This is a genomic window from Mycobacterium sp. SMC-11 (assembly GCF_046250095.1).
In the GTDB taxonomy this organism is placed as follows: Bacteria; Actinomycetota; Actinomycetes; order Mycobacteriales; family Mycobacteriaceae; genus Mycobacterium; species Mycobacterium heraklionense_A.
On record NZ_CP176430.1, the window covers coordinates 4,470,359 to 4,489,619 of the forward strand.

The following is a 19,261-nucleotide window of genomic DNA, read 5'->3' on the forward strand; positions in this document are numbered from 1 at the left end:
GGTAGCGCCGATATGTTCATCGCATGGCACGCTCACCGCAGGAAATCTTCGACCACCACCTCCAGGCTCTGCTCGCCCGCGACGTCGACGAGCTGCTCGTCGACTACACCGACGAATCGGAGCTGATCACCGCCGCCGGCGTGGCGCAGGGCAGCAGCGGCATCCGGGCGGCGTTCAGCCAGCTGTCCGCCGCACTGGCCGACGCCACCTTCGAGATCAAGTCACAGACCTACAGCGGCAACGTGCTGCTGCTGGAATGGACCCTGGACGCACCGGGTTTCAGCGTCGACGGGGTAGACACCTTCCTGTTCGGCGATGACTCGATCCGGGTGCAGACGATCTCCCAGCAGGTCCGACCCAAGAGCTGACGCCGCTGAAATCGGGGCCCGCGAAACCACTGAATCGGCGCGGGCTGACGGGTTAGGTTTCCCCCCGTGAACCTCGAAGCGGTCGCGGACTGGATGTCCGCCACGGGCCTGGGCGAGGGCCCGCTGGAAAACGTCACCGAGCTGTCCGGCGGCACCCAGAACGTCATGCTGCAGTTCACCCGATCCGGCCGCAGCTACGTGTTGCGGCGCGGCCCACGGCATCTGCGACCGCGAAGCAACGCGGTGATGCTGCGGGAGACCCGGCTGCTGGCCGCGTTGGCCGGCACCGACGTGCCCCATCCGGGATTGATCGCGGTCTGCGACAACCCGGCGATGCTCGGTGACGCGGTGTTCTACCTGATGGAGCCGGTCGACGGGTTCAACGCGAGTGGGGAACTGCCCGCCCTGCACGCCGGCGACGCGACGGTCCGGTACGGGATGGGACTGTCGATGGCCGACGCGCTGGCGAAGCTCGGTGCTGTCGACCATGTCGCGGTGGGGTTGGCGGACTACGGCAAACCCGACGGCTTCCTGGAACGCCAAGTGCCGCGGTGGCTTTCCGAACTGGACTCCTACCGGCAGTTCGAGAACTACCCCGGGCCCGACCTGCCCGGACTCGACGACGTCGCCGACTGGCTGCAGCGCAATGTGCCGACGTCCTGGCAGCCGGGGATCCTGCACGGCGACTATCACGCGGCCAACGTGATGTTCTCCCCCACCGGACCGGAGGTGGCGGCCATCGTGGACTGGGAGATGTCGACCATCGGGGACCCGTTGTTGGACCTGGGCTGGCTGCTGGCCACCTGGCGCCAAGATGACGGGTCCAGCGTGTTCAGCCACACGCTGACCGGCATGGACGGGCTGGCCTCCCCCGATGACCTGGTGCAGCGCTACGCCGCGGGCAGTTCTCGCGATCTGACGCATATCGGGTGGTACACGGTGATGGCCGCCTTCAAGTTGGCCATCGTGATCGAGGGCACCCTGGCCCGGGCGTCGGCAGGCATGGCGCAGAAGGAAGTGGGCGATCAGTTGCACGAGGCCGCCGTCTGGCTCTTCGACCGGGCCCAGACCTGGATGGCGAGCGCGAAATGACGGAGCGTATCGACGACATCGACCGGATCGTTGAGGCCGACACGCGGCGTCTGGTCGACATCTTCAAAGACCTGCACCGCAACCCCGAGTTGGGGTTTCAGGAAGTGCGCACCGCGCGCACCGCCGCGCAGGCACTGGGCAACCTCGGCTTCACGGTGACCACCGGGATCGGTCGCACCGGCGTGGTGGCGGTGCTGGCCAACGGCCCGGGCCCGGCGGTGATGTACCGGGCCGACATGGACGCGCTGGCAGTTCCCGAGGCCACCGGCCTGGACTACGCCAGCAGCAACCCGGCACTGGGACACATGTGCGGCCACGACGCGCACGTGACCTGGATGTTGGGGTTGGCCAAGGTGCTCGCCGAGACCACCGACTCCTGGGCGGGCACCGCGGTGCTGATCGGACAGCCCGCCGAGGAACTGATCACCGGCGCCCAAGCCATGATCGACGCGGGCCTCTATGACGTCGCTCCGCGACCGGACGCTTTCCTGGCGCTGCACACCGCGCCGGTACCGGTCGGCATGGTCGCCGCGGTCGGCGGAGAACGGATGGCCGGTACCGATCAGCTCGACATCGTGTTCCACGGCGTCGGCGGGCATGGATCGATGCCCCAGCTGGCCCGCGACCCGGTGCTCATGGCGGCGCAGGCGGTCGTGCAGTTCCAGAGCATTGTCAGCCGGGCCGTGGCCCCCAGCGAGACGGCGGTGCTGACGGTCGGCTCGGTACAGGCCGGCAGTGCCTACAACGTCATTCCGGACCGGGCACTGCTCAAAGTCAATCTGCGCTGGTTCAACCCGGCCGTGCGCGAAACGATGCTGAGCCGCATTGAGGCGATCTGCACGGGCATCGCACGCAGCTACGGCATGCCCGAAGACCGGCTGCCGGAGGTCAACATGGCCGGTGGTGCCACCCCACTAGTCAACGACACCGCGCTGACCGACCGGGTGGCAACCGCGCTGGGCGATCTGCTCGGCCCGGACAACGTCGTGCGCCAGCTTCCGGCACTGACCGGCTCGGAGGATTGCCACCTGCTCAAAGGGCCGCACGCCGATGTACCGCTGGCATATCTGCTGGTAGGGGTGGCCGATCCACAGGTGTACGCGAAGTCCGCGGAAAAGGGTCAATTGTTCCCCTATACACCGCACTCGCCGGACTATATGGTCGACCTTTCCGCTATCCCGCTCGGAACCAGGATTGCAGCCCGTGCAATGCTTGAATTGCTTACTCCCAGTCGGTTTTAGTAGTAATTACACGCCGCCGAGTTTCTGAAACACTTGTGCGGTCCACGAAGACGAGCTAAGGTGTATTGCTGTGGACGATCGTCACAAAGACCCAACCGTCGTGTTGCCCTACCTCGTGGGCAGGCCGCTAGGAGCGACCGAGGTCTACGAGGCATTCGGCTATCGCAAGTCCGCCTACTACAAGGCGGCCCATGAGGGCCGACTGATCAGCGCGGACAATCTGATCCGAGTCGCCCGGTACTTCGGCCTCAACCCCGTCGACCTGCAGGTACGGTTCGGATTGATCGAGCACGACGCCGTCGCCGAATACCTGGAGTCCTCATCACGGCCGCTGCGGCTGGGTGATCTGAAGGCGGATCTGGACAAACCGCCCGTCTAATCGGACCGCTAGGAAGTACCGTCGACGCATGACGTCGGCGTTAATTGGTGCCACCGTGGCGGTGGCGCTGTACACCCTGTGGGTGCGCCGCGATACGTGGTGGTCGCGGTGGGAGATCGGTATCACCCTGGCGATCGCACTGGAGACCTTCGCGCTCGTACTGATGTCGCCATGGGCAGCCGAGGCCCTGGGCCCGGCGCTGCACCATGTCATGCGGATATGGAACATCCAGCAGCTGGCCGGTCACATCTGCTTCGTCGTCGCCATCGCGTCCAACATCTACCATGTGCTGGCACGCCTGGCCGACTTCGACCAAGTCCGCCCGCTGTTCCGCCTGCACGTGCAGTTGCCCCTACAGGCCGGTGTGGTGGCGATGGTGGCAGTGTTCCTCATCGCCGACGCCGGCTATCGACCGGACGGCTTCTCGTCGCTCGGGGGCGGCGGTGCCTGGGCGCGCGCGTACTGGGTGCTGTTGTCCCTGATGCTGATCTACCTGTCTGGCTACGCGACACGGGTGCTGTCGATGCTGCGATCCGATCCACGCGCCAAAGAGACCGTCGAGCTCTACACGGCCTCTACGGCCTTCGCGGTGGCGGCCATCATGGCACTTTTGAGCAACGCCTGGTCCAAAGCCGATGTCAGCCCGCTGATTTGGCTGTGCGCATGTATTTCGGTGGCGATCTTCGCCTACGGTTCGGCCCGTTCCTGGCAGGCCAAAGCCGCGTGGTTCACCAGCAGTGATCGTCCGGTTGCGCAGCAGAATCCTCCGCAAGCCCTGTCGTGAGGGCACCCGATGACGTCCGGAATCATTGTCGCCACCTTGACAGTCGTCGCCTATAGCCTCTGGGTTCGCCGCGACACCTGGTGGACGCGCTGGGAGAACGCCGCCACCTTCGCGTTGGCGTTGGAAGCCTGTGCGCTGCTACTGATGTCGCCGTGGGCCGGAGCCCAGATCGGCCCGGTACTGCACAACGGCCTGGGGGTGTGGAACGTTCAGCAGCTGATCGGCCACGTGTGCCTGATCGTGGCCGTCACGGCGAACATCTATCACATGCTGGTGCGTCTGGCCGACCCCGATCAAGTGCGGTTCATCATGCGCCGCCAGCTGATGATCCCGATCTGGTTGGGCATCGCCGTGATGGTCCCGGCCTACCTACGCTCCGATCAGGACTACCAGCCTGATGTCTTCGCCGCACTCAGGACCGACGCCTGGATGGAGCTGTACCAAGTGGTCGGCAGTGCGCTGGTGATCTACCTGAGCGGCTATGTCACCCGGCTGATGCTGACGCTGCGGCACGATCCGCGCGCCAAGCCCACCATTGACCTCTACCTGGTCTCGATGGCATTCGCCACGGCAGCATGTCTGATCGTGATCGGTTCGACGTGGGTCGACGGTGACAACGCCAGCCCCGGGATCTGGCTCTGCATCTGCCTGGCGGTGGGCACGTTCGCCTACGGGTCCGCACGATCCTGGAAAGCCAAGAGCGCCTGGTTTACCGCCAACGGCGACGAGTCGGTGATCGGCGCGCAATGACACCGGCGTTCATCCTGGCCACCGTAGCGATGGTCATCTATTGCCTGTGGGTTCGTCGCGACACCTGGCGATCACGCTGGGAGGCCGGCGCCACCTTTGCCATCGCGATGGAGGGTCTTGCCCTGCTCTTGCTGACGCCCTGGGCGGGCACCGAGCTGGGTCCGACCCTCTACGACGTGCTGGGGCGGTGGAACGCCCAGCAGGTGCTCGGTTTGCTATGCCTGCTCGCCGGGGTGATCGGCAACATCTACCACATGCTGGTGCGGCTCACCGATCCCGCGCACGTGTGGCCGATCATGCGCAAGCACCTCCTGGTGCCGGTCGGTTTGTGCGTCGCGGTGATGCTGGTGGCGTTCTTCAATACCGATCGGGGCTTCGAGCCAGATCTGTTCGCCACGCTGGCCGGCGATCACTGGGTGGCGGCCTTCGAGGTGACCGGCACTGTGGTGTTGTTGTACCTGACCGGTTACGTCGCTCGGCTGATGTTGTCGCTGCGGCACGACCACCGGGCCCGGACGACGCTCGTGCTGTACCTGGCGGCAATGACTTTCGCGGTGGCGGCCTGCCTGGCCGGAATCATCTCGATCTGTATCGACCGCGACGCCGGCCCGGCGATCTGGGCCTGCGTCTGTCTCTCGGTGTCGATCTTCGCCTATGGGCTGGCGAGGTCCTGGCAGGCCAAGAGGGCATGGTTCGCACCGAACACCTCCACCCCGCGCAGCGATAGACGAAGCGGGCGGTCCTAGCCGACGGCGCGTGGCACCGATCCGTCAGGCGCCGTCGAGTTCGGCCAACGCTCGTCGTAGCGCGGTGGCTTCGTCGACGCCGACGCGTTCGACGAAGTGAACCAACGCGGCCTCACGCCCGCAGGAGTCGGCCACCTGATCGAGCGCATACGACATCAGTTCGGCGACCAACTCGGCACGGCCCTGCGTCGGTACATACCGGTGGGCGCGATTGTCACGCCGCTGGACCACCAGGTTCTTCTTCGCAAGTCGTTGCAGCACAGTCATGATCGTGGTGTAAGCCAGGTTTCGCTTAACCGCCACCGACGCGTGCACCTCACGGACGGTCAACGCCCCCGACGCCGACCACAGGCACTCCATGACCGTGCGTTCGAGATCACCCAACCCAATGCGCGCCGCCACAAGGTAAGGCTAACCTAATTAGAGGGATTTGGGGCCCGGAGTGGCCCCGCCCATAAAACAGAAAAGCCCCGGCCGTAGCCGGGGCAATCTGTCACCGATGAAAATGTGCGCCCGAAGGGATTCGAACCCCCAACCTTCTGATCCGTAGTCAGATGCTCTATCCGTTGAGCTACGGGCGCCGGTCTTCAGTTGTCGGTCGAGCAAGCCCGGCCGTTGCGGAGGCGAGAGGATTTGAACCTCCGGTCCCCCGTAAAGGGGACAACTCATTAGCAGTGAGTCCCATTCGGCCGCTCTGGCACGCCTCCTCGAACTCGTTGAGGGTACCGGATCACTCCCCCAGTTCTGAAACCGCGGGGTTGATGCGGGCAACAAGACCGCCAACGACACACATATGCTGTGGTCCGTGACCGCCCGACTGCGCCCGGAGATCGCCGCGCTGCCAGCCTACGTCGAGGGCAAGACGGTCCCCGGATCGATCAAACTCGCCAGCAACGAGACGGTGTTCCCGCCGCTACCCAGCGTGGCCAAAGCCGTCGAAGCCGCCCTGGCCACCACCAACCGCTACCCGGACAACGGCTACGCCGCGCTGCGCGCCCGACTGGCCGAGCATGTCGGGTTCGGCCGGGAGCATGTGGCGGCCGGTTGCGGATCGGTGAGCCTGTGCCAGCAGCTCATCCAGATCAGTGCCGGAGCCGGCGACGAGGTGGTGTTCGGCTGGCGCAGCTTCGAGATCTACCCGCTGCAGGTACGCACCGCCGGCGCCGTTCCGGTGCAGGTGCCGCTGCGCGAGCACACCTACGACCTGGACGCGATGCTGGCCGCCATCACCGAGCGCACCCGGCTGATCTTCGTCTGCAACCCGAACAATCCGACGTCCACCGTCGTCGACCCCGACGCGCTGGAGCGGTTCGTCGCCGCGGTGCCACCGCACATCCTGATCGCCATCGACGAGGCCTATGTGGAGTACATCCGCGACGGCCTGCTCCCCGACAGCCTGGGACTGGTGCGGCGCCACGCGAATGTGGTTGTGCTGCGCACGTTTTCAAAGGCATACGGGCTAGCCGGTCTACGACTGGGCTACGCGGTCGGCGATCCGGAGATCATCACCGCCCTGGGCAAGGTCTACGTGCCGTTCACGGTGTCCAGCGTGGCGCAGGTCGCCGGGATCGCCTCGCTGGACGCAGCCGAAGAGCTGATGGCACGCACCGACGCGGTGGTCACCGAACGGGCCCGGGTGTCGGCAGCGCTGCGTGAAGCCGGGTTCGAGCTGCCGGATTCGCAGTCCAACTTCGTATGGCTGCCCCTGGCCGAGCGCACCGCCGACTTCGTAGCGGCTGCCGCGGCGGCCCGCCTCGTCGTCCGCCCCTACGGGCAAGACGGAGTCCGGGTGACCATCGGCGCGCCGGAGGAGAACGACGCGCTGTTACGGTTCGCACAGACGTACCGCTGAGGAGGAACTTTATGCACGCGACCGCGACTGCCACCGTCACCGCATCCGCGGCTCAGGTGTGGGCGGTGCTCTCCGACTACGAAGGCATGTCCAGCTGGGCCCCCGGGCTGAAGATCACCGTGATCCGGCCCGGCACACCCGAGCCCAACGGCGTCGGCGCCCAGCGTCGCATCCAGGCGGTGCCGGGCATGGCGCCGCTGGTGGAGGAGATCATCGCGTTCGAGCCGGATCAGCGGCTGAGCTACCGCGGTGTCTCGGGCATCCCGTTCCGCAACTACGTCGGCAACGTGGCCCTGCGGCCGACCGGATCCGGCACCGAGATCAGCTACACCGTCAGCGCCGACAACCGCCTGCCCGGGGTCGCCGCGGTGCTGGCGCAGGGCCTGCTGTTCGGCCTCAAGCGGGCCGTGAACAAGGCCGCCTGAGACGATGACCGCCATGAATGACGAGCTGGCCCGCAAGACGTTCAATGCGCTCAAGGAGCGCACCGAACAGATCCCCGACGCCGAGATCGACGAATTCTGGGCGGCGCTGCCGCCGGCCACCGTCGAGCAGATGATCGGCGAGTGGCGCGGCGGGGAATTCGTCACCGGCCACAAGATGAACGGCCTGTTGGAAAAGGTCCGCTGGTTCGGCAAGACGTTCAACTCGCTCACCGACGTGCAGCCGCTGGTGTGCCTGGACGAAGACGGCAACAAGTTCTCCAACGTCAAGCTCGGTAAGGGCGAGGCGAGCCTGTGGGCCGAGGAGTTCCGCGGCGAGGTGGTGGCGACCATGGTCTATGACGGTCAGCCCACCCATGACCACTTCAAGCGGGTCGACGACAACACCGTGCTGGGCATCATGAACGGCAAAGCAGGAGTGTTGGATAACGGGCGGTACTTCTACTTCTATCTCGAGCGGGTGTAGTCGCCGCGATCAGCGGCGTAGCACCAGTCCGGGATCGGTGTCGCTCCGGGTTGTGTCCGGTGCTTTCCGGCGGTGGCGCAGCGAGGCGATGACGGTGCCCGTGAGCACACCGACGATCACCAGCAGCGACGGTCCGGTGCCGATCTCGATGCCGCCGGCGCCCTGTTCGTGCATCGCGTGCATGATCAGCTTCACGCCGATGAACCCGAGGATCAGCGCCAATCCGTAGGACAGGTACACCAGCCGGTCGAGCAGTTGGTCGATCAGGAAGTAGAGCTGCCGCAGGCCCAGCAGGGAGAAAGCCGTCGCGGTGAACACGAGGTAGCTGTTCTGGGTCAGGCCGAAGATCGCCGGGATCGAGTCGAGCGCGAAGAGCACATCGGTGCCGGCGATCGCCAGCATCACCAACACCATCGGGGTGATCGCCCAGCGCCCGTCGATGCGGGTCAACAGTCGGTCGCCGACATAGCGCTCGGTGGTGGGCACCACCTTCTTCACCAGCCCGACGATGACATCGGGAGCTCGGTGGGCCTCCTCTGCGCTGCCCGACCTGAGCATGTTGCCCGCCGCCAGCAGCAGGAGCAGGCCGAAGAAGTAGAAAACCCAGGAGAAACGGTTGATCAGCGCGGCGCCGAGCAAGATGAAGCCGGTGCGGGCGGCCAACGCCATGACAATCCCGAACAGCAGGACCTTCTGCTGGTCGGCGCGCGGCACTCGGAAGCTGGCCATGATGACCAGGAATACGAACAGGTTGTCGACCGAAAGCGCCTTCTCCGTGACGTAGCCGGCGAAGTACTCCGAGCCCGGATCAGCTCCACCGAAGACAAACACGCCAACCCCGAAGAGCACGGCGACACCGACGTAGCCGGCGGACCAGAGCGCGGATTCCCTCAACGTCGGAATGTGCGCCTTGCGGACATGCATGAAGAAGTCGAACGCCAGGAGCCCTAGTAGGCCGACGATCGTCAATGCCCATAACCATCCGGCAATGTCCATGTCCTACCAACGCTAGGCACCTTGAACGACGCTGGACTGGACAGCAGGTTGCGAGGCTATGACCGTCCGGTAAAGGCGATCAGCTTCTGCAGGCTAGACGCCGAATCGGGGACGTCGACCGGGTCATCGAACCCAGCTCGCACCCGGCCCGCCGGTGTGATGATCGCGTGCGCCAGGCTCAACACGTACTCGGCCAGCGGTTCGGCCACCTGCACCGTGCGGCCCGTCGCCGTCGCGTAGTCCCACGCGTGCACCAGGAACTCGAGCGACAAAATGCCCACCACCATCGTGGCAGGCAACTCGTTGGGGCCGATCGCGACGGTGCCCTGCAGGCCACGGCCGTGCCAGGCGTCCAAAGCGGGCCGGGCCGCGGCGATGACCTGCCGTTCCGGCGACTCGGCGGTGTCGCTGTCGGCAAACACAGCGCCGGCCGCGCCACCCAGGACGCGGATGGAGTTCAGCAGATGCTCGGTCAGCTGCGCGACGTCGAATTCCGAGCACGGCGTCGGCTTGGTCAATTCGTCGCTGCTGATGTGGTGCAGCACCTGCTCCAACACCGCGAGGGCGGCTTCGGCGCCGGCCAGCTCGTCGGCAGGGGGTGCGTCGGGACCGGGTCGCAGATCGGAGGCCATGGTTCCACGCTACGGTCTGGAGTATGGCCGAGACCTATGAATCCCTCACCGTCGAGATCAAAGACCACGTTGCCCAGGTCACGCTGATCGGGCCGGGCAAGGGCAATGCGATGGGCCCGGCGTTCTGGGCGGAGCTTCCGGGGGTCTTCGCCGCGTTGGACGCCGACCGCGACGTGCGGGCGATCGTGCTGACCGGCTCCGGCAAGAACTTCAGCTACGGGCTGGATCTGGCCGCGATGGGCGGCACCATGACACCGATGCTGGCCGAGGGTGCGCTGGCCCGGCCGCGGGCGGACTTCCATCGCGAGCTGCAGCGTATGCAGGGTGCGATCACCGCGGTGGCCGACTGCCGCACCCCGACCATCGCCGCGATCCAGGGCTGGTGCATCGGCGGCGGGGTCGACCTGATCTCGGCGGTCGACATCCGCTACGCCGCGGCCGACGCCAAGTTCAGCGTGCGCGAGGTCAAGCTGGCCATCGTCGCCGATGTGGGCAGCCTGGCCCGGCTTCCGCTGATCCTGTCCGACGGTCACCTGCGTGAACTCGCGCTGACCGGCAAGGACATCGACGCCGCCCGGGCCGAGAAGATCGGCCTGGTCAACGACGTCTATGCCGACGCCGAGGCCTGCCTGGCCGCCGCACACGCCACCGCGACCGAGATCGCCGCCAACCCGCCGCTGACCGTGGCCGGGGTCAAAGACGTTCTGGACGAGCAGCGCACCGACCGGGTGGCGGCCAGCCTGCGCTATGTCGCGGCGTGGAACTCGGCGTTCTTGGCGTCCAAAGACCTGATGGAGGGTATCGGCGCCATCATGGGCAAACGCAAGCCCGAGTTCACCGGCGAGTGATGGCCTGGCTGCTGCTGCTGGGAGCGATCGGTTTCGAGGTCGCCGGCACGCTGTCGATGCGCGCCTCCGACGGCTTCTCCCGCTGGCAGTGGGCGATCCCGGTGGCCGTCGGCTATGTGGTGTCGTTCGTGTTGCTGGCGCTGGTGCTCAAGCGCGGGATTCCGGTCGGGGTGGCCTACGGGGTCTGGTCGGGCATCGGCGTGGCGGCCACGGCGGTGCTGGCCCGGTTCTTGTTCGACGATCCGTTCACCCCGGTGATGGCCGGTGGCGTGGTGCTGATCGGCGCGGGCGTGTACCTGATGGAGATGGGGGCGCACGCATGAGCGTTGACGTGCCGCACCGCCAGCCGGCCCTGGCCGACATCATCGCCACCCTCGACGTCGACCGCGTCGACGACGAGCACTTCGTGGCCACCCAGCTGGACAACCGGATCCACCACATCGTCGGCGGACATATCGCCGGCCAGGCGCTGATCGCCGCCAGCCGCACCGCGCCGGGGCGGGTGCCGCACAGCGTGCACGTCTACTACCTGCGGGCCGGGGACGCCCGCCGCCCGGTCGACCTGCACGTGGAGGTGGCCCGCGACGGCGGCACGCTGTCGACGCGCCAGGTCACCGCCCGCCAAGACGGCCAGATCCTGCTCGAGGTGCTGTCGTCGTTCACCACCGCCGTGGACGCACCGGAATACCAGCAGCCGATACCGGATGTCCCCGACCCGGATTCGCTGCCGTCGTCGCAGGAACAACTGTCCGCCTACGCCGAGGAACTCGGTGGCTACTGGGTCCAGCCGCACCCCTTCGACCTGCGCTACGTGGACGCACCGCCGCGGATCGCCATGGAGCGTGCCGAGCCATCGCCGCGGTTGCGGTTGTGGTGGAAACCCGCCGAGGCGGTGCCCGCTGATCCCGCGATGCACAGCGCCCTGCTGACCTACCTGTCCGGCACCACCATGGTGGAGGCCGCGCTGGCCATGCGGCGCACCAACCAGGCCAGCACCTTCAACGCGCTGATCGACCATGCGCTGTGGTTCCAGCGCCCCGTCGACCTCTCGGACTGGGTGTTGTCGGACCAGTTCACGCCCAGCGGCATCGCCGGGCGCGGCCTGACGACCTCGACGATGTACAACCGGGCGGGGCAGCTGGTCTGCCTGGCGACCCAGGAGCTCTATTTCGGCCGGGGCCGCGCCGTCTGAGGCCCGCCGGGCCTCGCACGTAACCTGGCGGGCATGACTCCTGACGGCACCGTCCGTATCCCCGCCGACCTCGACGTCGTCACCGCGATCGGCGACGAGGACCACTCCGGTATCGACCCGGCGGCCGTGGACCGGATCTGGCGGGCCGCCCGGCACTGGTATTCCGCCGGCCTGCACCCGGCCATCCAGTTGTGCCTGCGCCACAACGGCCGCGTGGTGCTCAACCGGGCGATCGGGCACGGCTGGGGCAACGGCCCCGAAGATCCCGAGGACGCCGAGTTGGTCCCGGTGAGCGTGGACACCCCGTTCTGTGTGTACTCGACCGCCAAGGCCATCACCAGCACCGTGATGCACATGCTGGCCGAGCGCGGCGCCTTCTCCCTCGATGATCGGGTCAGCAACTATCTGCCCGACTACGGCCGACACGGCAAGCACCGCACCACCATTCGGCACGTGATGACCCACAGCGCCGGAGTGCCGTTCGCCACCGGGCCCAAGCCCGACCTCAATCGCGCCGACGACCCGGAGTACGCCCAGGCACAGCTGGCCAATCTGCGCTTGGTGTACCCGCCCGGGCTGATGCACATGTACCACGCCCTGACCTGGGGGCCGCTGACGCGGGAGATCGTGCGGGCAGCCACCGGCAAAGACATCCGCGACGTGCTGGCCACCGAGATCCTGGACCCGTTGGGCTTCCGGTGGACCAACTATGGCGTTGCCCCACAAGATATTCCGCTGGTGGCACCCAGCCATGCCACCGGCAAGCAGCCGACCGGCGCGGCGGTCGCGGTTTTCCGCAAGGCGATCGGCGGGTCGGTGTACGAGATCATCCCGGTCACCAACAGCCCGTTCTTCCTGACCACGGTGGTGCCGTCGTCGAACACCATCTCCACCGCGTTCGAGCTGTCGCGGTTCGCCGAGATCTGGCGCCGCGGAGGCGAACTCGACGGAGTGCGGGTACTGTCGCCGGAGACCTTGCGTGGGGCGACGGCGCAGTGCCGCCGGCTGCGGCCCGATGTCGCCACCGGGTTGGCGCCGCTGCGTTGGGGCACCGGTTACATGCTGGGGTCCAAGCGGTTCGGGCCGTTCGGCCGGAATGCGCCGGCCGCGTTCGGGCATCTTGGCCTGGTCAACTGTGCTATTTGGACCGACCCCGAGCGGGGGCTGTCGGCCGGGTTGATCTCCAGCGGCAAGCCCGGCCAGGACCCGGAGGCCAAGCGCTACACCGCGCTGATGAACACCATCGCCGCGGAGATCCCTATCTCTTGGCGTTGACTCTGCGCTCAAGGCGGGAAAGTGCGAGTGCACTGCGCCGTGGACGCAGAGTGAACGAATTGGCCTGAAACGCGACCGCGGCCGCCGAGTCCGGTGAGGGACCCGACGGCCGCGATACGCGATCTGTCGGCGTTTAGCCGGGCGTGCCGTTGTTGCCGTTGGCGCCGGTTGCACCGCTGGTGCCGGGGATCGCGCCGGGTCCACCAGCCGCACCACCGGTACCGCCAGCGCCGCCGGTCCCGCGGGTGCCACCGGTACCGCCGGGGCTTCCGCCGTTACCGCCGTTGCCGCCCTTGCCACCGGCCGGGCCCGCACCGCCGTTACCGTTGGCGCCATCGGTGCCGCTGGTGCTGTCACCGCCTGCACCGCCCTTGCCACCGGTACCGCTGTTGCCGCCGTTACCGCCAGCACCGCCGGCCTGGCCGACGCCGGCGTTGACGCCGCCCTTGCCACCGGTGCCGCCGACCCCACCGGCGCCACCTGCGCCACCGGTGCCGCCCTTGCCACCGGTGCCGGTCTCGGAGGTGCCACCGTTACCCGCGGCACCGCCGTTACCGCCGTTCCCGCCGTTGGTTCCGCTGAGGCCGGGCGTGGTCGTTCCAGCGGTTCCCGCAGTCCCCGCTCTGCCGAGGCCACCGGCACCGCCGTTACCGCCGATACCACCGTTGCCACTGATCGAGGCGCCACCGGTGCCACCGACACCGCCGTTGCCGCCCGTGCCTGCAGAGCCGCCAACCGGTGGGATGCGGCTGGCTCCGCCAGCGCCACCGACACCACCGGTGCCACCGTTACCGCTGCCGGAGGTACCACCGGCACCACCGTTGCCACCGTCGCCGGAAGCCCCGTTGGTTCCGGAACCACCGGAACCGCCGGCACCGCCGTTGCCGCCGTTGCCGTCGAGACCACCGGCGACGCCGGCGCCACCGGCACCACCGGTGCCACCGTTGCCACCGCGCAGGCCGTTTCCGATGGCATCGATGCCGCCGATACCGCCAGAACCACCCTGACCACCAACGCCGGCCTTGCCATTGACACCGGTGTCGGAGAGGCCTCCGCTGCCACCCTTACCGCCGCTACCGCCATCACCGCCGGCGTTTGTCGTGCCGTTGCCGTTGTAGCCGAATCCACCGGTGCCACCGGTGCCGCCGTTACCGGCGCTGCCACTGACTGAGGCGCCACCGTTACCAGCGGTGCCGCCGTCACCGGCAGCTCCGCCAAGGATTCCTTGTCCGCCTGAACCACCGGAGCCGCCGGTGCCACCGTTGCCGGTGCCGGAGGTACCACCGGTGCCACCGTTGCCGCCATTACCGGAGGTCCCGGCGGTTGCGGTGCCCCCGGTTCCGCCGGCACCACCGGCGCCACCGTTACCGTCGACACCACCGTTGCTGCCAGAACCACCGGCGCCACCGGTACCACCATTGCCGCCGTTCAGGCCGTTACCTGCGGCGCTGACGCCGCCGACACCACCAGCCCCACCGGAGCCTCCGTCGCCGGCCTTGCCGTAGGTGCCGGCAGTGGACGCACCGCCGACGCCGCCCTTGCCGCCGTTGCCGCCATCACCGCCAGCGGTTCCCGCAACCGTGCTACTGCCGATCGCACCCGCAGCACCGACACCACCGTTGCCACCACCACCGGAGGTCCCGCCGTTTACTCCGACACCACCGATTCCGCCGTTACCGCCGGCGCCGCCGTTTCCGTCGACACCACCGTTGCTGCCAGAACCACCGGCGCCACCGGTACCACCATTGCCGCCGTTCAGGCCGTTGCCTGCCACGGTGACACCACCAACGCCGCCGACACCACCCGCACCGCCTGCCCCGGCGTTGCCGTAGCTGCCGGAAGTGGAGGCACCGCCGACACCGCCTCTACCGCCGTTGCCGCCATCACCGCCAGCGGTTCCCGCCACGGTGCTGCTGCCAACCGCACCCGCATGGCCGGCGCCACCGGCGCCACCGACGCCACCGACACCGCCGTTGCCAGTGCCGGAGGTTCCACCGGTACCACCGTTACCGCCATCACCGGAGACCCCGGTGGTTCCGACACCACCGGCCCCACCGACACCACCGGCGCCGCCGTTGCCATCCAGGGCATCGCTACCGGCGGCTCCACTGGTGCCACCGGTGCTGACACCACCGGCGCCACCGTCACCGCCGGCGCCGCCATTGCCACCGGTGCCGCCGTTACCACCCTTGAGGCCGTTTCCGTTGGCGTCGACGCCACCTAGGCCGCCCTTGCCGCCGTTAGCACCGGTGCCACCGACGCCGCCGTTACCGCCCAGGCCGCCGTTACCGGTGACCGCGGCGCCGCCAACACCGCCCTTGCCGCCGGCCCCGCCGTCGCCGCCGGCATAACCGTCACCACCGGCCGCGCGCGGGTGCGGTACTCCGGCAGTTCCGGCGACATTTGCGGTGCCGCCCATGCCGCCACTGCCGGCGTTACCGCCATTGCCGGTGCCCGTCGCCGCACCACCGTTACCGCCATTGCCGGCATCGCTGCCGGTGGTACCGCCAGCCCCGTTGCCGCCGGCACCGCCGGTGCCACCGTTGACCGCGCCGGCGCCGGTACCACCGTTACCACCGTCACCACCGTTACCACCCGCGCCGGCCGGGAAACCGGAAGATCCACCGGTGGCGCCTCCGCCGGAACCGCCGGCTCCGCCATTGCCGGCCCGGCTGGCGCCGAAGGGGTTGCTGGGGCTGGTGGCGCCGGCGCTGTTGCCGCCGTTGCCGCCACTGCCGCCGTTACCGCCTTGCACCTGCGCGGTGCTGCCGATGCCGCCGTTACCGCCGTTGCCGCCGGAGGCGGTGCCGTTGCCGCCGTTGCCGCCGTCACCGCCGTCATTGCCGAAGCCACCGGCGACCCCGATGCTCGGCGAGGTAGCGCCCCCCGCCCCACCGTTACCGCCGTTACCGCCGGTGCTGATGACGTTGGCGCCAGTCGCGCCGTCCGCGCCGTCGCCGCCCTCACCGCCGGCCCCAGCCGTGCCGTTGGAGGCGACTTTGCCGCCGACCCCGCCGTTGCCGCCGTCACCGCCCTTGCTGAAGATGGTGCCGTCGAGGGCCTTCCAGCCGGTGCTGGCAGCGCCGTCAGCACCACGGCCGCCGTCACCGCCAAGGCTCGCCCAGCCACCACCGCCCTGGCCGCCGGCGCCGCCACTACCGCCGTTACCGCCGACGTAGGTGCCAGTGCCGGCCGCTCCACCGTCACCACCGGCACCACCGGTGCCGTCCCTGGGAGTCCCAGTGAGGGCAGGCAGGTAACCACCGGCACCACCGGCACCACCGGTGCCGCCGTTGCCGCCGGTGGTCTTGACGGTGTTGTCATCGGTGGCGGCGTCACCACCGGCGCCACCGGCACCGCCCTTGCCGCCAATACCGCCAGTGGCACTGGCAAGGGTGCCGCCGGAGGAACCACCGGCGCCACCGGTTCCGCCATTGCCGCCCTTGAGCGCGCCGAATCCGCCGGCGCCACCATCACGACCATCGCCTCCGACGCCGCCACTGTCTTTGAGCGCGGCGCCGCCGCCACCGCCATTGCCGCCGTTACCGCCGGTGCTTCCGGCACCGCCGTCTCCGGCTGCGCCGCCGGCCGCGCCGTGCACGCCGGCCCCGCCGAAACCGCCATTGCCACCGGCACCACCGTTGCCAAGGTAGGCACCGGTAATTGGGTCCTTATAGGCGTCGCCGCCGTCACTTCCATCGCCAGCCGCACCGGCTGTCCCATCCTGGCCGGCGCTTCCATAGGAGCCGTCGAACTTGATGCCCGCTGCACCTGCGGCACCACCATTGCCACCGTTGGCACCGGCGGCACCGTTGAGGTGCGCGGCAATGCCATCGCTGACGCCGTCAGCGGAGGTCCCAGCGGCGCCGGCCTTACCACCGTCGCCACCATTGCCACCATTGCCGAACAAGTAGCCGCTTCGGCCGCCGATACCACCGCCGCCGCCGCTGCCGCCGTTACCACCGACACCGTTACCACCGTTGGCGTAGCTGCCGTTGGCACCGGCGGTGCCGTCTCCGCCCGCGCCGCCGTTGCCGCCGGTGCCGAAGAACCAGCCGACTGCGTCGCCACCGGCACCGCCGATGCCACCACCGGCGCCTTGGCCGACACCGAGTCCACCGGCGCCACCGTCACCGCCGATACCCATGAACGACCCGCCGACGCCACCGTTGCCACCGGCACTGCCCTCGAAGCCATCGCCGCCCGCACCACCGTTGCCGAACCAGCCTGCGGTACCACCGTTACCGCCAGCCAGCGCTCCGTCATCGCTGTTCCAGCCGGCGCCACCGTCTCCGAACCACAGTCCGCCATCACCACCGTTGGGGTCGAGGGCGGTTCCGTCGGCACCATCACCGATCAAGAACAGGCCAGAAGATTCGTTGATCCAGCCGTTGACCAACTCACCGAGATCGCTGTTGATCCAGGCCTCCACACCGAAGTGGATGGGCTCGTAGAACCACTGGTCGATGATCGTGGACAGGTCGAAGAAGCCGCCGGCAGCGGGCAGCGGGTCAGCCGCCGACGCCGCGGGGTCGAACAGGTCCAACAGCCAGTCCAGACCATCGTCGGCCTGGGCGGACGGGAGGCCCGCCAGCGGCGTCATCCCGAACGCCAAGAAAGCAGTGGCCGCACCACTGGCACCGATCACCCGCTTGCGGCGCGACTGGCCAGCCTGTTGGCCGCGACGCCGGTTGCTGCTGTGACGACGACTCATTGAGGAACACCTTTCATCAGATGTAAAGCCTTGGGGTAGTTAGGGTTTATTGAGTGGCGGATCAGCTGAAGAGACCGGAAAGCAGGTCGTCCAGCCCGCTGAACACGTCAGTGGCCTGTGCGCTCGCGCCGCCGTCATCAAGGAAGTTGTCTGGGATAGTCGGGAATTCGACACCGAACCACGGCGGTGTCACGGTGACGGCGTTCTTACCGGTCCAGCCGGAGCCCAGTAGCGCACCGACGGTCTGACTCCACGTCTCCCAGGCAGCGATCGGACCGATCCCGTGGCCCTCAACGTCGATCTTCCCCAGCGACGGGACACCGACCATTTCCAGACCCAGGGCGTTGAACAGCGAGCCGCCGACCACGGGAACCGATTGCAACACTTCGCTGTTTGGGCCCAGCACCTGGTAGGTGGTCATCTTCACCTCGCCGGTGCTGAGCAGTCCACCGAAGGCGAAATCCAAGCGATCCAGACTCATTCCCGCCGGGAGGAAGCCCGCGTCGTTGATGGCAGGCAGCAAAGAGTCCAGGTGGAGGGTGGCGCCGTTGAGGAAGCCGTTCCACATGCTGGCGATGATCTCGTTGAAGCTGTCACCTTCGCCGATGCTGTTCATCATGGCGATCCACGGGCTGATGCCCGGGCCAATCGAGCCCATAAGGACCGCGGAAGCCGGCGAGATCATCCAATTCAGAATCGAGTTGACCATGTCTACGTCGGTGCCGGGCGGCAGGTACCCCGGAACCTGGTTGTACAGCACGCTATGGCCTGTCGTGATGGTCCCATCCATGGTGTGGTTGGTAACGATGGTCGATGTCGTGCCGGCGACATCCAACGGCAGCGACCACCCATCACGCACCGCTATCCAGTTCTGCTGGAGCTCCGCGTTAATGGCAGCAAGAGTGCTACTACTCGGGTCGTCCAGGAAATCCTGGATGTAGCCCATCCAGTTCGCGTACATCTGCTGAAAGGCCACCCCGGGAGCCAGCAGAAAGTTGTTGAGCAGAGTCGTCGCGTTGCTGGCCGCGGTGTTGTACACGTCAATCCACGGATCGGCGAGACTGGGCAGCCCGCCGCCGGCAGTGAGCGCGACGTCAATGACCGTGTGGGCCATAGGCGCCGGCGCCACAACCGGCGTGGCGGCGATCAGGCCGGTCCCGGCGATGACGACACCGGCCGTTGCGTAGGGGCGAAGAATGGCGTGCAAGGGAGCTCCTTCAGGTCATGTGACTCAGCACACGGAACTTAACTGAGGGAGACCTGAAAATCAGCAGTCAGAAAGGGCCTCCCCGCAAAGGAACCATCCCGATACGGTGCCCGCAATCTGATCGGTCAACAAATGCCCAGGTACAAGCGTTTACATCTGCCGCCAGCAAACTAAAATCACCCGCCAAATGGTTCAACTGGAAATTACCGACGGGTAAGAACTGAAACACGTTCATTCACAGTATTTCCGCGCCTCGCCGTCGCGTAATAGCCGCTG

General features: G+C 67.6%; 19 protein-coding genes and 2 tRNA genes. 14 read left to right on the plus strand and 7 right to left on the minus strand.

The genetic code is table 11. The annotated features are described in order from the left end of the window. The first annotated feature begins 23 nt into the window (after window positions 1-23). The 7 genes from ACKY0X_RS21215 (at window position 24) to ACKY0X_RS21245 (ending at window position 5,360) form a co-directional block, all read left to right on the plus strand. Window positions 24-368 (plus strand): nuclear transport factor 2 family protein, encoded by a 345-nt coding sequence (locus tag ACKY0X_RS21215; protein ID WP_409427585.1) that lies wholly within the window; start codon window positions 24-26, stop codon window positions 366-368. A 93-nt stretch (window positions 369-461) separates the two neighbouring features. Continuing rightward, window positions 462-1,460 carry a phosphotransferase family protein gene (locus ACKY0X_RS21220; RefSeq protein WP_409429730.1) on the plus strand — a complete coding sequence of 333 codons (999 nt, stop codon included), beginning with the start codon at window positions 462-464 and terminating at the stop codon, window positions 1,458-1,460. Further along, the gene (locus ACKY0X_RS21225) at window positions 1,457-2,701 is read left to right on the plus strand and encodes an amidohydrolase (protein ID WP_409427586.1); all 1,245 of its coding nucleotides are present in this window, start codon (window positions 1,457-1,459) and stop codon (window positions 2,699-2,701) included. Before ACKY0X_RS21220 ends, ACKY0X_RS21225 begins: the two co-directional genes overlap by 4 nt. A 70-nt stretch (window positions 2,702-2,771) precedes the next feature. Further along, the gene (locus tag ACKY0X_RS21230; RefSeq protein WP_019737957.1) at window positions 2,772-3,080 is read left to right on the plus strand and encodes a hypothetical protein; all 309 of its coding nucleotides are present in this window, start codon (window positions 2,772-2,774) and stop codon (window positions 3,078-3,080) included. A gap of 28 nt (window positions 3,081-3,108) precedes the next feature. Further along, entirely contained in the window at window positions 3,109-3,864 is a 756-nt protein-coding gene (locus tag ACKY0X_RS21235; RefSeq protein WP_409427587.1) for a hypothetical protein, read from the plus strand. Between the two features lie 9 nt (window positions 3,865-3,873). Continuing rightward, the gene (locus tag ACKY0X_RS21240) at window positions 3,874-4,614 is read left to right on the plus strand and encodes a hypothetical protein (RefSeq protein ID WP_409427588.1); all 741 of its coding nucleotides are present in this window, start codon (window positions 3,874-3,876) and stop codon (window positions 4,612-4,614) included. Continuing rightward, window positions 4,611-5,360, plus strand: coding sequence for a hypothetical protein (locus ACKY0X_RS21245; RefSeq protein WP_409427589.1), 750 nt, complete (start codon window positions 4,611-4,613; stop codon window positions 5,358-5,360). The genes ACKY0X_RS21240 and ACKY0X_RS21245 overlap by 4 nt, the downstream gene beginning before the upstream one ends. 24 nt (window positions 5,361-5,384) lie before the next feature. Here ACKY0X_RS21245 and ACKY0X_RS21250 read toward each other — a convergent pair whose 3' ends face one another. The 3 genes from ACKY0X_RS21250 to ACKY0X_RS21260 form a co-directional block, all read right to left on the minus strand. Continuing rightward, complete coding sequence (locus tag ACKY0X_RS21250; protein WP_409427590.1) at window positions 5,385-5,762, minus strand: BlaI/MecI/CopY family transcriptional regulator; 378 nt, start codon at window positions 5,760-5,762, stop codon at window positions 5,385-5,387. A gap of 106 nt (window positions 5,763-5,868) precedes the next feature. Continuing rightward, window positions 5,869-5,941, minus strand: a tRNA-Arg gene (locus ACKY0X_RS21255). Between the two features lie 37 nt (window positions 5,942-5,978). Next, window positions 5,979-6,067 (minus strand) — tRNA-Ser (locus tag ACKY0X_RS21260). 98 nt (window positions 6,068-6,165) lie between these two features. Between ACKY0X_RS21260 and ACKY0X_RS21265 the strand changes: the two genes are divergently transcribed. From ACKY0X_RS21265 to ACKY0X_RS21275, 3 genes are read left to right on the plus strand one after another with little or no spacing between them, the layout of a single operon-like run. Continuing rightward, window positions 6,166-7,212 (plus strand): pyridoxal phosphate-dependent aminotransferase, encoded by a 1,047-nt coding sequence (locus ACKY0X_RS21265; protein ID WP_409427591.1) that lies wholly within the window; start codon window positions 6,166-6,168, stop codon window positions 7,210-7,212. Between the two features lie 11 nt (window positions 7,213-7,223). Further along, entirely contained in the window at window positions 7,224-7,637 is a 414-nt protein-coding gene (locus ACKY0X_RS21270; RefSeq protein ID WP_409427592.1) for an SRPBCC family protein, read from the plus strand. 13 nt (window positions 7,638-7,650) lie between these two features. Further along, window positions 7,651-8,121, plus strand: coding sequence for a DUF4334 domain-containing protein (locus ACKY0X_RS21275; RefSeq protein ID WP_409429731.1), 471 nt, complete (start codon window positions 7,651-7,653; stop codon window positions 8,119-8,121). 9 nt (window positions 8,122-8,130) lie between these two features. On the opposite strand, the gene ACKY0X_RS21280 is transcribed toward ACKY0X_RS21275, so the two are convergent. Together ACKY0X_RS21280 and ACKY0X_RS21285 are read right to left on the minus strand one after the other, a co-directional pair. Continuing rightward, window positions 8,131-9,117 (minus strand): TerC/Alx family metal homeostasis membrane protein, encoded by a 987-nt coding sequence (locus ACKY0X_RS21280; RefSeq protein ID WP_409427593.1) that lies wholly within the window; start codon window positions 9,115-9,117, stop codon window positions 8,131-8,133. A 56-nt stretch (window positions 9,118-9,173) separates the two neighbouring features. Then, complete coding sequence (locus tag ACKY0X_RS21285; RefSeq protein WP_409427594.1) at window positions 9,174-9,749, minus strand: TIGR03086 family metal-binding protein; 576 nt, start codon at window positions 9,747-9,749, stop codon at window positions 9,174-9,176. A gap of 23 nt (window positions 9,750-9,772) precedes the next feature. Between ACKY0X_RS21285 and ACKY0X_RS21290 the strand changes: the two genes are divergently transcribed. Genes ACKY0X_RS21290 through lipE form a run of 4 tightly spaced genes read left to right on the plus strand, consistent with a single transcriptional unit; the run spans window position 9,773 to window position 13,064 of the window. Continuing rightward, entirely contained in the window at window positions 9,773-10,597 is an 825-nt protein-coding gene (locus ACKY0X_RS21290; protein WP_409427595.1) for a crotonase/enoyl-CoA hydratase family protein, read from the plus strand. After that, window positions 10,597-10,920: a DMT family transporter gene (locus ACKY0X_RS21295; RefSeq protein ID WP_409427596.1), complete on the plus strand. Its 324-nt coding sequence runs from the start codon at window positions 10,597-10,599 to the stop codon at window positions 10,918-10,920. Before ACKY0X_RS21290 ends, ACKY0X_RS21295 begins: the two co-directional genes overlap by 1 nt. Continuing rightward, complete coding sequence (locus tag ACKY0X_RS21300) at window positions 10,917-11,789, plus strand: acyl-CoA thioesterase (protein ID WP_409427597.1); 873 nt, start codon at window positions 10,917-10,919, stop codon at window positions 11,787-11,789. The genes ACKY0X_RS21295 and ACKY0X_RS21300 overlap by 4 nt, the downstream gene beginning before the upstream one ends. Window positions 11,790-11,822: 33 nt before the next feature. Further along, a complete protein-coding gene (lipE, locus tag ACKY0X_RS21305; RefSeq protein WP_409427598.1) occupies window positions 11,823-13,064 on the plus strand; it encodes a lipase LipE in 1,242 nt (413 codons plus the stop codon). 133 nt (window positions 13,065-13,197) lie between these two features. Here lipE and ACKY0X_RS21310 read toward each other — a convergent pair whose 3' ends face one another. Together ACKY0X_RS21310 and gjpA are read right to left on the minus strand one after the other, a co-directional pair. Further along, window positions 13,198-17,778 (minus strand): PGRS repeat-containing protein, encoded by a 4,581-nt coding sequence (locus tag ACKY0X_RS21310; RefSeq protein WP_409427599.1) that lies wholly within the window; start codon window positions 17,776-17,778, stop codon window positions 13,198-13,200. Between the two features lie 61 nt (window positions 17,779-17,839). Next, the gene (gene gjpA / locus ACKY0X_RS21315) at window positions 17,840-18,985 is read right to left on the minus strand and encodes an outer membrane porin GjpA (RefSeq protein WP_409427600.1); all 1,146 of its coding nucleotides are present in this window, start codon (window positions 18,983-18,985) and stop codon (window positions 17,840-17,842) included. Window positions 18,986-19,261 lie beyond the last annotated feature (276 nt).